Source organism: Thermoplasmata archaeon (assembly GCA_015063285.1).
Taxonomy (GTDB): Archaea; Thermoplasmatota; Thermoplasmata; order Methanomassiliicoccales; family Methanomethylophilaceae; genus Methanoprimaticola.
In genome coordinates this window covers 1-12,318 of the sequence record SUST01000016.1, presented here as the reverse complement: position 1 = coordinate 12,318, position 12,318 = coordinate 1, and the positions used below count along the sequence as shown (strand labels likewise).

Genomic DNA, 12,318 nt, shown 5'->3' with positions numbered 1-12,318 from the left:
ATCCAACCCAAATAATATATAAGTTGGATGGTCTTAATATCCATATGATGTCCAACAACGCCAGAATTGGCGGACCAATACCAAAATTCAACGATTATCACCTTTGGAAAACTCTCTATTATCTTAATGATGAGGAGGCTATTGGTAGGAAAAAACTCTCAGCTATGCTGGACATAGGAGAGGGAAGCACCAGGACAATCATATCACTTTTACAGAATCACGAAATAATAAGCATCAACAAGAGCGGAATCATCCTGACAAACGTAGGGATGGACCTCAAGAAAAAGACCCGCATGGACCTCGCCCCTGTTGCATTGCCCGAGCTGACCATCGGCGATTTCAACTTTGCAGCACGTATCCCGAAAATGGCCCGTAATGTTTCATACGGATGCGAAGAGAGGGATGCCGCTATCGAAGCTGGGGCCACAGGTGCAACGACTCTGGTTTACATCAACGGGAAACTGATGTTCCCCGGCTCCGAATACCATGTGGATCCCACCATGGAGAATGAGATCAAATCGGTGTTCAACCTGAAGAATGAGGATGTTGTTGTCATCGGTACTGGTAAAACAATCCAATCTGCAGAGATTGGGGCGGTGATTGCAGGACTCCACATTATAGGAGGACTCAAGCTGTCACGCGGAATCAAGGATGTCATATCCCCGAGGAGCGATAATTCTGAACTTCTTTCTCTTGCTTTTGCCATTCATGACCTTGTTGGAGGTCTCCCCGTATGCGCCAAAAACAGGGATAATCTTGGAGTTAGAATCGAAAACGGTGCTGTGATCGACAATGCCTATACCGGAGAAGTTCTGGAAGAGGTTATCCGTTCAGGAACCACTGTAAGGAGGATAGCTACATCCGGCCCGTACAAAGGCATCAGAGTTATTGTGACGCCAATTGAACTCGACAACCGCATCATAGCGGTGATCGGAGTCGTGGACGTACGTTCGATGGCAGGCATTGATAATCTCATCAGACTCCATGAAAATGAATGAGCGTCCAATAGTATACATCAAACAGAGGAATGTAAAATGGCAAAGGATTTGGATGAGGGATTGGACCTTCCTTTGGAGATAGTTCGTGGTCTAAAAGGAGTGAAATGGGCATTCTATCTCGACAGGGAGATCCTAGAGAAACTGAGAGTTGAAGAGTCCACAGTCAGATCTATGGGAAGCATCCCGGTGGACAACCAGGGATTCCTGCAGGCATTGGAAAGAGATGCAGTCATCTGCATAGTAAAAGATCCTAGATTCAGGCCCCCTCCAGAACCAACTGTTATTCTTGTCGGAGCAAACGGAAACATTCTCGGAGAAGAGGTGTTCCCTTTCACAATGCACAAATACGACGGCCGTGACGACATCGTTTGGATGGGTGATGGTTTCGTATGCTTCATGGGCGTTGATGCTGGCGGATCGGAACAGTTCGTGATGCCCCCTGTATCCTTCCCGGAACTCAATGAGAGTAACGGTTGCAAAGATGTGATATCATGCAGTCCAGCACCTACCAGCGACCGCATGATGCGCCTTTACTATGGTCTTGATGATGACTCCAGATACGCATCGGTACTAGTCGCGTTCAACAGGATCAAGAACTGAAACTACAAGCCGTCCTCTGGACGGCATTTTCTTTTTGTTATCGATTTTCTAAAAATAAGCACAATCGTTGCGGATTAGAAAAACATAGAGAAAAAAAATGATTTTACCCCGGACCGAAGTCCGGGGAAATTGTTTGAGGACGGATCATCCTCCTCCGGATGGCATGAATTCAGAGATGTCGACCTCTTGGGTCTCCCTCTTGATGTCCTCGATGGACTTCATGCCTCTCTCGAAGGAAGAACGCTCCTTGAACGAGACCTCAATGTACTCCGAAGGATCGGCCGGGACGAGATTCACTGCATCGTAGTAGAGGTCGGTGTAATCCAGTCTTACCCAGGTCACTCCGTCCTTTTCCTTGATGTCTGTGATCTTGCCGACGGTCGAAGTCGGCATGTACTTCATGAGGTCCCCGTTCTCCACGCGATCATCCCTTGATGACTGCGGACCTCTCTCCGGCGGGCTGGAATTCCCTGAGGGCTCCGCGTCCGAACTCCTTGGTGATGTTCGCGAAGTCGAAGACCAGTGCAGGGTCTGCGAATGCGACACGGATGAGGGGGTTCGCGGTCCAGGCATCTCCGCGTGCTGCGTGAGCTGCCTTGGGGATTCCGGTGTATCCGGAAAGGTGTCCGACGTTCATTGCGTAGTTGGGGTAGTTGGGTCCACGGATCTCCATGGGCAGACCCTCATCGGATCTGTATGCGAAGGAGTTCGCGGATCCACACTGGTCCTGCAGGTCGTATCCGTAGAATCCGAGCCTTCCGGTCCTCTCCTTGTGCTGGAGCATGGACAGGTACCAGCAGTTCAGACCGCAGTCAGCAACTCCGGTTGCCATTGCACCGGCGATACCGGTGGATGCTGCGGCGACTGTTGCCCTCTGGGATCCACCGAAGTGGGCCTCCATGATGGCGGGGTATCTCTCATACATCTCGAGAGCGTAAGAGTTGATCTCGTCTCCGAGCTTCATGAGCTTGTCCATGTCCTTGGGGTCGAGTTTGCACAGGCCACCGTACTTGGACTTGATGTGGTCGATGGCGTAGTAGACGTAATCCTCGAGGATGTTGTCGGTGTATGCTGCGGTAGCGTACTGTGTGAATCCGACTCCTCCGGACATGTATCCACCGAGGTAGACCTGGTCGAAGATTCCTGCTCCCAGTGCGACAGCCTCGAGTGCTGCGCGTCCGGGGTCGTCAGGGTGGACACGGTCTGACTGTGCCATATCTGCCATGAATCCGAAGGGGATTCCTCCGGGCTCGTTGGGTCCCCTTGCACGCCTTGCAGGCATCATGGTTCCCATGTTGATCGACAGGTGCTTTGCAGAGTATGCGAAGTCAGCGATAGCTGCCTCTCCTGCTGCGAGTTTGTAGGAGGAGATGAAAGCCATGGAAATCTGCATTGCTGCGTGCCTGGATGTGGTTGCTCCATCCATGATCCTTCCAACGATTGTGGGGACACGGACTGCCTGCATCAGGGTCTTTCCGATTGCTGCCTTCAGCTGCTTGGCCTGGTCCTTGGGGAAGAGCTTGTTGATGTCGATGACGAATCTCTTGTCGATCTCATCGATGAGCTCATCGTCTCCGGAGAAGACCTTGACGTACGAGTCGTATGCGAGAGCGGGGTTGATCTCAGCCATGTGCTCCTGAACGACTGCTCCTCCAGGCATTGTGTGGTTGACGGTCTCGAGGTAAGTGTTGATTGTCTCAGGTGTTACCTCTTTTCCGAGCCTTCTCTCAATTGTCTGGTGGGGAGAGTCGAGTCCGACGAGGACTGTCCTCCTGATGTCGTCCCATGCCTGCTGGATTGCTGTGTTGTTCACACAGTGCAGGTCATCTGCCTCTGCGTAGATGTCAGTGTGGGAGAGCTGGTAGGGCATCCAGGACCTCTGTCCGAGGGGAACTCCGATGTCCTCGTTGAGCATGGGGATTCCACGCTTCTTGGCGATTGCCTGAGCTGTCTTCTGGAACTCGACTTTGGACTTGGACTGTTTCCATCCACCAAAGCAGTAGTATTTGGTGGAGATGTCAGTGGGTTCCTCTTTGAACTTCTTCTTACATGCTTCCATGAATAACTTCTGTTTTGTTGCCATGTAAATCACTCCTTAAATGCCCAAGGCTGGTAACCACCGAGTGTCCTCAGCTTGTGGATCCTGAGTCCGTACATGGTTACTTCCTTGTCGTCTCTCATGTCGACGCCGTCTGCTCTGAAGATTGTTGTCCTCTTCTTGAGGTCAGCGGCTGCTGCGGGCTTACCGACGGAGATCTTCCTGTCGAGGGGGATTGCGACCTGGTCCTTGACGTAGACGACTTCCTTCTTCTTGGGGTCCCACTGGTACCTCTGCCAACCGTCGAACATCAGTCCGTTCTCATCGAGACGGCATGCGTGTCCGTGAACGGTTGCTCCCCTGATTCCTGTAAGGGCGGGGTCAAAGGTCTCGTTGTCGATCATCTCTTTTGCCATTACCTCGAGGTTCCTCTCACGGACCTCGATGATCTGCCTTCCGGAAAGTGTTCCGGTGTCGACTCCTCTGTACCTGGAGAGGTACATCCATGCCCTCTGGTAGGGGGAGATGGGTGCGAAGTAGACTGAATCTGTGAACTGGATGTACCTGATACGGTCACCGGCCTTTGCTCCCTCAATGGGAACGACGAGCTTCCTGATCGGGCACTCCGGCTCCTTACCCTCCTCGATTGGGGGGTGGATGGACTTGTAGTCCTCTCCGGGGTTCCTGTGTCCCATGATCCTGATGACATCGTCCATAGGAACGTCACGGAGCTTCTTGAGTTTGACTTTCGGATCCATGTATCTGCGCCTGTTCTTTGCAGGTACTGTGGTTCCGGGATAGAACTGTCTCTTGTATGCCATTTTATTCACTCCTATAATCATGAAGTGTGGGCTTGTATTTCGAGTATCTACCAACGTTGAGGGTATATCCGAACTCAATGCATTCGTTCAGAACCTTCTCAATCTCTTCCAGCTTAGCGTCTAATGCCGCTTCGTCCTCGACTTCGAGCTCTATGTAGAAAGCACCGACGAGGTAACGCAATTCGACCTCACGTCCGTTGACATTGATGATCCTGCGCTCCGTATGATTGTTGGGAAGCCCCTTTCCAGGTCCGCTGTTGATCGTCTTCGGGATAGACTCACCAGTCATCTGAATCTGTCTGATGCCTTTGATGACATCGAGTTTGTTCAGGACGACCTCTGTGGTCTCCGCGGAGAGCAAGCGGTTGGTAATAACGGCGACTTCGGGAAGCGGAACGCCTGCGTAATCAGCTGGTTGTGTAGATACCATACAAGGGCCTCACAGTTTCTTCTTCACCTTCTTTGCCTCTGCAGCGACGCACTGCATGGGCCTTGCGAACTCCTCTACGTCACCGAAGACTTCCTTGAAGAGACCGGATGTGGCCTCTGCGGAGAATGTCTGGGTTCCGCCGTCGAGACAGTTAGCTGCTGTTACTGCAGGGATGAGAACTCCCTTTGAGTGCCTGGTCACAACGTGGTTTCCGTGGAACAGACCAGGTCCTCCTCCTCCATAGATGGAGTGAGAGAAGAATGACATACCTACTCCAACTCCCTCAGAACGACCGTAGTCGACACCGGGGAGTCCGGACTCGTGCTCGAGCAGATCGTTGTAGTACAGGACGGTTCCGGGAACTCCCTGTGCTGCCCTTGCTGCTCCGATGTTTACCATGACGGCTGCGACCATTCCGGTTGCTGCGTATGCGTTCCACTTGGGAAGGTCCTTTGTTGTGTAGACTTTGTATCCGCTGGGGAGTGTCTCCTTGACTTTGATGACTCCGTCTGCAATGGCCCTGTCCATAAGGGACTCGATAACAGTACCGACTGTTCCGGTCTTACCGTTCTTCTTCACGAGTGTGTAAAGCATGTTGTTGGCGTTGAGTCCCTCGTATGCGAGAGCCAAAAGTCCGCCCCTCTCGAAGTTTCCGATGAGGTCTCCCATTTCGTAGGATCCGCACTGCTCGAAGATAGCCGAAAGGGCTGTTCCCTGCATTGCATTCCTGTTGACGAGAGCAACGACGTGGTTTGCCATGATGTTCCTGAGTGCGAATCCAGCTCCCTCGTTGTTCTGAGGAACTTCGAGGATGGACTTGACGTTTGCACCCTGGAATGTGATCGTCTGGGGGTATCTTCCCCAAACCGCTCCCTTGACCATGTTGGCCTCATACATCGGAATCTTGAACTCATCGATGATAGCCTCAGTGGTAGCGGCTGCAACAGATGTGAATCCAGTTGTGTACTCGATTCCTGCTGCCATTCTTGCCTCAGGTACAATGGCGACGAGCCTGTTGCCCTTGACGACAACTTGTGTGCCGTCTCCGTCATAGACCTGGATTTTCTCTTTAACGATCTTAGCGATCTTTGCTGCGTTCTTGACGAGAGGGATGTCGATTTCCTTACCCTTAATCACTGCACCAGCGATTGCACCGGTCTTGAGAGCCTTCTCAATTCCAGCGAGGTCGACTGCGATTGTCCTCTTTGTCAGAGATACGATCTTTTTGATCGCTTCGTTGCGCAACGGACTGATGGCTTCCAACGGAATGTCTTTTGCAATGCGCTTTCCATTGTCGTCATACAAGTCGATTACGTCCTCGTATTTTGGCATTTCATACCTCCTTGTTCAATAATTTCGTGCAGGGTCTTGCAACTCTGCACTCCCCTTGCATTTTCGCGTATCTACTTTTAGAATATAAACGGATACGTTTTCCTGTCGGTGAAAGCGCTAAAAAGTTGTTACTTATCGACTAAAAAATCATAATTCTGCTATGATTTCAGAGTGCCGTTCAATGGGTTTTATTTAAATATTTTCATGGATGGATGAATAATCTTCGTTTGGCGTTTTTTCTTTAAATAGTAGCGGTAAGGGTGTGGAGGACTCCTCCAACCCAACCGCGTTTCACTCTCTTTTAGCCTTTGTCATAACGCCTTCGGAATACTTCTTCAAATGCTCCACGAAACTTGGGATCATCGCATATGGGATTCCTGCGGCCATCTCGTCGGGCTTCATGTCAGTCTTCTTCCTGCATCCAAAGCATCCCAGAGAGATGTTCGGCTGACCGGTGCACATAGGCACTGCAACGAGATCCTCGCATGCGCACTGGAAAGGCGATGTGCTGAACTCCACACGTCCTCCTTTCTCTGCTGTAGTGAGAGGGACGATCCAATATATCCTCTCAGGTATGTCGTCTATAGCAACTATGTCGGGAACGAAATTTGCATCCTTTAAAGGACATACGACATCACCTTTCGATCTGAAAGGCACGATTTTACGATCTGCTATCATCTTTGAAGCTGCAGCTGCACTGTCGTGCATACCGATACCTGCGTGGAATTCCCCTGATGCGATCTTCTCTGAAGTATCTACCAGATTCAATGCGGAAGCGCCTACCATACAGTTGTGACAGGCCAAGGGCATCTTGAACGATTGCCCGTTCTTAGCCCTGAAAATGGATTGACAATGACTCTGCTGCTCCGCAGGTTCCTCGTAACCTTCTGGGAAGTCCTCATCCTCCCTGATCAATCTTATGGCCACGGGCTCATATCTGAGCTTCATGACCTCCTTCATGACTTTAGCATATTCCCTGTTCTGGGCTAAAATATCAGACATGGATGCAACATGAGCACCCAGCTATAAACGAATTGCTTTAAAAAGAGGATCCCCCCGGTTAAGGGGGGTAAGATGATTGTCCTGATTAAACTCAGTTGGACATTCCCTTGATAGCCTGAACCATTGCGTTGAAGTTATCGTTGGGGGTTGCAGGTGCGATACCGCATCCAGAAGAGATGATGTTGAATCCTGCCTTTGCGGAGCGGAGTGCTGCCTCCTTAACCTGCTCGGGTGTTCCCTGGAACAGAGGCATAACTGATCCGACGTTTCCGACCATACAGGTCTTTCCGCCGACCTTTCCGCATGCGACTTCGGGCTCGACCTTCTCCTCGATGGAGATTCCAGTGACGCCGGTGCCGACCATCATCTCGAGGATGGGCTCGGTGTTACCGCAGATGTGGAGGATGGAGTATTTGTCCTGTCCAGGCTTGAGTGCGGGGCTGATGTGCTGTCCGACGTAGTCGTTGAACATGTCGGGTGCGAGCATGTCGGTGGATCCGGTAGGCTCGGAACACTGTACACAGTCTGCTCCAGCTGCCCAAAGTGCCTCTGTGTAGGTTCTTACGTAGGGGGTCATGAAGTTGAGCCACTTCTGAACCTCATCGGGTGCCATAAGGATTCCGAAGATGATGTTCTCTGTGTTGACCAGGTTTCCGGTGAGTGTGATGACTCCGGTGTTTCCTGCGACAACTGCGTAGTTGTCTCCGTGGGATGCCTTCAGCTTCTTGACGGCTTCAATAACGACTTTGGGCCTTCCAGTGTTGATCATCTCCTCAGGGGATATGAGCTGGCTGGGGTCGTCGTACTCGCCCATCATTGCATCAAAGTGCAGGGGGTGCTCCTTGATCATGGGTGCTGCGTCCTTCTTGTCGACTGCAACCTTTGCTCCAAGAGCCTCGGTCTCGGCTGTCAGACAGAATGCTGCCCTGACTGCCTCTGCACCGTTGTAGTCTGCCTGTGCTGCTGCGAGCTTTGCCATGAGGTCTGCGTCCTTGTGGGCGTCAGGCCAGGCTGCTCCGACGGCATCCATCTGTGCAAGTGTTGCTGACTGTGTGAATACTGCGACTGGGGGTCTGTCAAGGGACTCCTGTTTCAGTGCAGCAAGTACTCTCTCTCTAGGTGTCATTGCCATAATGAAAACTCCTGAGCCTCCGATTACCTTCATCATATATAACAAAAAGGGGAAAGAATGCACCGAGATTATATCCAAAAATAGGTGACGCCTTTAATAATGGCTGCACTTCGAGTTGTATGTATCCGCCAACTCGTTTAGATTGTTACGTCGGAGATGTCCGAAAGCACTCCTAGGTCCATCAAACCCATGTCGGTTACACCGTATATGTGTGCGTTCGCATAATCGGATTTCTTCAGAGCATCAGCCATCACACAATCCTTGTCGGGAACTAGATCGTTTCCAGATGCAAAAGGCGAGAACGGTGGAAGTACTATCACTCCATCCTTCTCTGCGTGGACAAAACATTGTATCTTAAGACCTCCGCCAACTGCTCCCGGGATCCTTACAGAAGGGTGCTCATGACCTATGATGACCGGTCTTTTGCCTGAATCTATGTGGCCATGCTCCAATCTAAAGCCCATGATGTCTATGTGGTCGACGACCAAGAAGCCTAGATCGGAGACGATGTTCTGCAGATAGTTGTCGTGGTTACCTTTGACAGCCACGACCTGTGCCGCTTCTGCCAGGAGTGAGAACACCTTCCTGACCTCCCTCTTCTCCTCGAATCCCGCATGTTTGAAATCGTGCTTTATGTCTCCTAATAGGACGACTCTTGTGGGTTCATAGCGGGAGAGTATGGTGTTGAGCGACTCGCGTATGGAATCTGTATTGATCCTGGGCAGGTACATACCTTCCTGCTCCAGAGCACGTTCGTAGCCTAAATGGAGATCTCCAAGGACCACGGTGGGCCCATCATCGAGAACGAGACACCGGTCGCTGGTAATCCTAACACCCGGCAGAATCCTCTTCTCTCTCATGGTTTTCCCCAATCCGTTAGCCATATAAAATTGGTTTTTCATAAGGTCGGATGATGATCGAACATACTTTCCAGATGCTGCCTTCATTCGGTGCGAAGAAGGAGAAAAATCTGTGGGAATCAGGCATCCTGAATTGGGATGATTTCCTTTTAGCGGACAGCATCGGTTGCGTGAAACCATCACTCAAAGAGAAGTCGGACCCGATCATCATGCAGGCATCTGAGATGCTCAAGGACGAGGATGCATACGGGCTGTCCGAACTGATCCCCAAATCCGAACACTGGAGAATGTACGATCGTTTCAAGGATGATGCGGCATACCTCGATATCGAGACCGACGGCCTCAGCAGAGACGCTCTGGTTACGGTCGTAACTGTACATAGGAAGAATAAGACGTACACGCTTACTGAAGGGTTCGATCTCGATTCAGAATCTTTGTCCGATGCCCTGGACGGCAGCAAACTGCTTGTGACGTTCAACGGAAGCTGCTTCGATGTGCCTGTACTGAGAAACAGTTTCCCGGAAGTGGATTTTGATATCCCTCAGTATGACCTTCGCTTCGCATCAAGGAAGGTGGGTTTCAAAGGCGGGCTTAAACCGCTAGAGATAGAGCTGGGCATCCATAGGTCAGAGGATATTATCGATGTTGACGGTGCGATGGCGGTTCACCTGTGGCATCAGTGGAAAAGGCATGGAGACGAGGATGCGTTGAACATCCTACAGGAGTACAACCGTGCCGATACAATCAATCTAGAATACATAGCCGGAGTGATATACGGCAAGCTGGTGACGGAACATGCAGGCTACAGATGGTGACCTAGGCCGTTTGCAGAAGGATCTAGCGACCGCTGCAGCGGGGCTCAGAAAGGCCAAAAGCGTACTCATCGTCTCCCACATAGATGCAGATGGCATCAGTGCCGGTGCCATCGCGACGATGACCGTTGACCGCCTCGGGATCGATCACCGTACCGTCTTCATCCCCAAGATCACTGCCGAGAGCATCGAAATGATCAATACCGCACCAGAGGATTACGTTTGGATATGCGATCTCGGCAGCGGGTATCTTTCCGAGTTCTCAAGATCCAATCTGATTATCACGGACCACCACGTCCCCGATCCAAAATGGAGGAAGAAACAGACTGTCCTGGACAGCTTCGTGGATATCGATCATCTTAACCCGCATGTTTACGGACATGACGGCTCCTACGAGGTATGCGGAGCTGGAATGACCTACCTGCTGTCCAAAGCGGTGGACGCTAACAACATAGACCTGGCCTATCTTGCAGTCGTCGGTGCCGTGGGCGATTTCCAGGATACGAACTACTCGAAACTTGTCAGCATCAACCGCGACATCCTAAACGATGCCGTATCTGCAGGCGATGTCATAGTAGAAGACGATCTGCGCATGTTCGGCAGAGAAACGCGCCCTCTGGTCCAATTCTTCCAATACTGCAACGAGCCCCGTTTGCAAGGACTTACTGACAATGCACCGGGGTGCATGGACATGTTAGAATTCCTCAACATCCCCTTGAAACAAGACGGCAGGATGAGAGTGTGGAACGACCTCAGTCGTGAAGAGAAGGAGCGCGTCATCGACCAAGTCTTGGAGCTGCTTCCGGTTGAGGAACAGAAAAGAGCATATGGCGAGATGTACACCCTGCCCAAGTTCGACAGAGGGACGGGCCTCGGGGATGCCAAGGAATATGCTACAGTGCTGAACTCATGCGGAAGATATGACGATGCCGAAACTGGCATGAGGATATGCTTCGGAGAACCTGAAGCGCTCAAAGACGCCGAGAAGAACCGTTCAGACCACAGGCGCCACATATCTTCTGCGCTCTCATATGTCAAGGACAATCACCTTCTCAGAGAGAGGAAGTACATCCAGTATTTCGATGCAGGGAGCAACATCCGCGACACCGTGGTCGGGATTGTCGCAGGTATGCTGCTGAATTCGCCGGAATGCAGGAGGGGGATACCCATCATTGCATTCGTGGATACCGATGACGGGGTGAAGGTGTCGGCCCGTGCGGACAGGAGCCTGGTGGACAGGGGACTGGACCTGTCGGTGGTCATGAAGACCGCAGCGGAACTTGTAGGCGGATACGGCGGCGGACATAGCGTAGCCGCGGGTGCGACGATCCCTGCAGAGAAGAAAGAGGAGTTCCTCGGCATAGCCGAGGATATTGTCTCCTCGCAATTGTTGTAAGTGTTTTCACTCTTTCATTAGAGCGTACAGAACTGCCTTCTGGGCATGGAGCCTGTTCTCTGCCTGGTCGAACACCACGCTGTGAGGGCCTTCCATGACTTCGTTGGTGATCTCCTGTCCGCGGTGTGCGGGAAGACAGTGCATGACAATGCATGACGGTTTGGCCAATGCGATGAGGTCGTCATTAATCTGGTAAGGCTTGAAAATCCTGATGGCCTCTTCCTCAGAAGTGGTGTCTCCCATGGAGATCCATGTGTCTGTGTAGAGAACGTCCGCATCCTTACATGCCTCTTCGGGCTCGTGCGATGCGATGATCTTGCTTCCGTTTGCCTCTGCTATCTTGGTAGCGTTCCACATGATCTCAGCGTTGGGCATCCTGATCGCAGGACAGCATGCTACCATGTCGATCCCCATGATGGCGCAGGCGTAGAGCAGAGAGTTGCAGACATTGTTTCCATCTCCGAGGTAGACGAGCTTCTTTCCCCTGAATCCTCCGAGCTTCTCCTTGATTGTGACCATGTCGGCAAGTGCCTGACAGGGATGCTCGAGATTGTCGAGACCGCTGATTACGGGTACAGATGACCAATCTCCGAGCTTGTCCATCATCTTGTAGTCGTTTGCGCGGTACATTATTCCGTGGACGAAGCGGCTCATTACACGGGCCGTGTCCTCCATGGTCTCGCTGTGGACACCGATCTGCATCTTGGACTCGTCGAGATAGACTGCGTGTCCTCCCAGCTCAGTGATGGCGACATCGAACGAGATCCTAGTTCTGGTGCTAGGCTTCTCAAAGATCATTCCAAGCGATTTTCCCTTGAGGGGATCCCCGTGATGTCCGCGTTCTGCCTTGAGTTTCAGTGCGAGATCGACAAGGTCGGGCCATTCGTCCTTCATGTC

The 12,318-nt window shown here is 51.6% G+C and carries 13 protein-coding genes; 4 read left to right on the top strand and 9 right to left on the bottom strand.

The features are described 5' to 3' along the window. Positions 1-44: 44 nt before the first annotated feature. Positions 45-998 carry a DUF2111 domain-containing protein gene (locus E7Z62_07695; protein MBE6522987.1) on the top strand — a complete coding sequence of 318 codons (954 nt, stop codon included), beginning with the start codon at positions 45-47 and terminating at the stop codon, positions 996-998. Between the two features lie 36 nt (positions 999-1,034). After that, positions 1,035-1,598 (top strand): hypothetical protein, encoded by a 564-nt coding sequence (locus E7Z62_07690; protein ID MBE6522986.1) that lies wholly within the window; start codon positions 1,035-1,037, stop codon positions 1,596-1,598. A gap of 144 nt (positions 1,599-1,742) precedes the next feature. Here the strand turns inward: E7Z62_07690 and E7Z62_07685 are convergent, their stop codons facing one another. The 8 genes from E7Z62_07685 to E7Z62_07650 all read right to left on the bottom strand — a co-directional run bounded on the left by E7Z62_07685 (position 1,743) and on the right by E7Z62_07650 (position 9,300). Beyond that, positions 1,743-2,018, bottom strand: coding sequence for a DUF2098 domain-containing protein (locus E7Z62_07685; GenBank protein MBE6522985.1), 276 nt, complete (start codon positions 2,016-2,018; stop codon positions 1,743-1,745). A gap of 4 nt (positions 2,019-2,022) precedes the next feature. Beyond that, positions 2,023-3,681, bottom strand: coding sequence for a coenzyme-B sulfoethylthiotransferase subunit alpha (gene mcrA, locus E7Z62_07680; protein ID MBE6522984.1), 1,659 nt, complete (start codon positions 3,679-3,681; stop codon positions 2,023-2,025). Between the two features lie 5 nt (positions 3,682-3,686). Then, positions 3,687-4,457 carry a coenzyme-B sulfoethylthiotransferase subunit gamma gene (mcrG, locus tag E7Z62_07675; GenBank protein ID MBE6522983.1) on the bottom strand — a complete coding sequence of 257 codons (771 nt, stop codon included), beginning with the start codon at positions 4,455-4,457 and terminating at the stop codon, positions 3,687-3,689. Between the two features lies 1 nt (position 4,458). Beyond that, complete coding sequence (gene mcrD, locus E7Z62_07670; protein MBE6522982.1) at positions 4,459-4,830, bottom strand: methyl-coenzyme M reductase operon protein D; 372 nt, start codon at positions 4,828-4,830, stop codon at positions 4,459-4,461. A gap of 66 nt (positions 4,831-4,896) precedes the next feature. Further along, positions 4,897-6,219 (bottom strand): coenzyme-B sulfoethylthiotransferase subunit beta, encoded by a 1,323-nt coding sequence (gene mcrB, locus E7Z62_07665; protein MBE6522981.1) that lies wholly within the window; start codon positions 6,217-6,219, stop codon positions 4,897-4,899. Between the two features lie 291 nt (positions 6,220-6,510). Continuing rightward, positions 6,511-7,221 carry a hypothetical protein gene (locus E7Z62_07660; GenBank protein ID MBE6522980.1) on the bottom strand — a complete coding sequence of 237 codons (711 nt, stop codon included), beginning with the start codon at positions 7,219-7,221 and terminating at the stop codon, positions 6,511-6,513. Between the two features lie 91 nt (positions 7,222-7,312). Continuing rightward, positions 7,313-8,347: an MtaA/CmuA family methyltransferase gene (locus E7Z62_07655; protein MBE6522979.1), complete on the bottom strand. Its 1,035-nt coding sequence runs from the start codon at positions 8,345-8,347 to the stop codon at positions 7,313-7,315. Between the two features lie 143 nt (positions 8,348-8,490). Next, positions 8,491-9,300 carry a metallophosphoesterase gene (locus E7Z62_07650; GenBank protein ID MBE6522978.1) on the bottom strand — a complete coding sequence of 270 codons (810 nt, stop codon included), beginning with the start codon at positions 9,298-9,300 and terminating at the stop codon, positions 8,491-8,493. Between E7Z62_07650 and E7Z62_07645 the strand changes: the two genes are divergently transcribed. Then, positions 9,264-10,028 carry an exonuclease gene (locus E7Z62_07645; GenBank protein ID MBE6522977.1) on the top strand — a complete coding sequence of 255 codons (765 nt, stop codon included), beginning with the start codon at positions 9,264-9,266 and terminating at the stop codon, positions 10,026-10,028. The two genes, E7Z62_07650 and E7Z62_07645, sit on opposite strands and share 37 nt — an antisense overlap. Then, positions 10,009-11,421: a DHH family phosphoesterase gene (locus E7Z62_07640; GenBank protein ID MBE6522976.1), complete on the top strand. Its 1,413-nt coding sequence runs from the start codon at positions 10,009-10,011 to the stop codon at positions 11,419-11,421. Before E7Z62_07645 ends, E7Z62_07640 begins: the two co-directional genes overlap by 20 nt. 6 nt (positions 11,422-11,427) lie before the next feature. On the opposite strand, the gene argF is transcribed toward E7Z62_07640, so the two are convergent. Then, a partial coding sequence (argF, locus tag E7Z62_07635) for an ornithine carbamoyltransferase (protein ID MBE6522975.1) occupies positions 11,428-12,318 on the bottom strand: 891 nt, incomplete at its 5' end.

Excerpts from the sequence above, each read along its gene's own strand:
- E7Z62_07695 (MBE6522987.1), top strand. The coding sequence starts at position 45 with ATGATGTCCAACAACGCCAGAATTGGCGGACCAATACCAAAATTCAAC.
- E7Z62_07690 (MBE6522986.1), top strand. The coding sequence starts at position 1,035 with ATGGCAAAGGATTTGGATGAGGGATTGGACCTTCCTTTGGAGATAGTT.
- mcrA (MBE6522984.1), bottom strand. The coding sequence starts at position 3,681 with ATGGCAACAAAACAGAAGTTATTCATGGAAGCATGTAAGAAGAAGTTC.
- mcrG (MBE6522983.1), bottom strand. The coding sequence starts at position 4,457 with ATGGCATACAAGAGACAGTTCTATCCCGGAACCACAGTACCTGCAAAG.
- mcrB (MBE6522981.1), bottom strand. The coding sequence starts at position 6,219 with ATGCCAAAATACGAGGACGTAATCGACTTGTATGACGACAATGGAAAG.
- E7Z62_07660 (MBE6522980.1), bottom strand. The coding sequence starts at position 7,221 with ATGTCTGATATTTTAGCCCAGAACAGGGAATATGCTAAAGTCATGAAG.
- E7Z62_07655 (MBE6522979.1), bottom strand. The coding sequence starts at position 8,347 with ATGACACCTAGAGAGAGAGTACTTGCTGCACTGAAACAGGAGTCCCTT.
- E7Z62_07645 (MBE6522977.1), top strand. The coding sequence starts at position 9,264 with ATGATGATCGAACATACTTTCCAGATGCTGCCTTCATTCGGTGCGAAG.
- E7Z62_07650 (MBE6522978.1), bottom strand. The coding sequence starts at position 9,300 with ATGAAGGCAGCATCTGGAAAGTATGTTCGATCATCATCCGACCTTATG.
- E7Z62_07640 (MBE6522976.1), top strand. The coding sequence starts at position 10,009 with ATGCAGGCTACAGATGGTGACCTAGGCCGTTTGCAGAAGGATCTAGCG.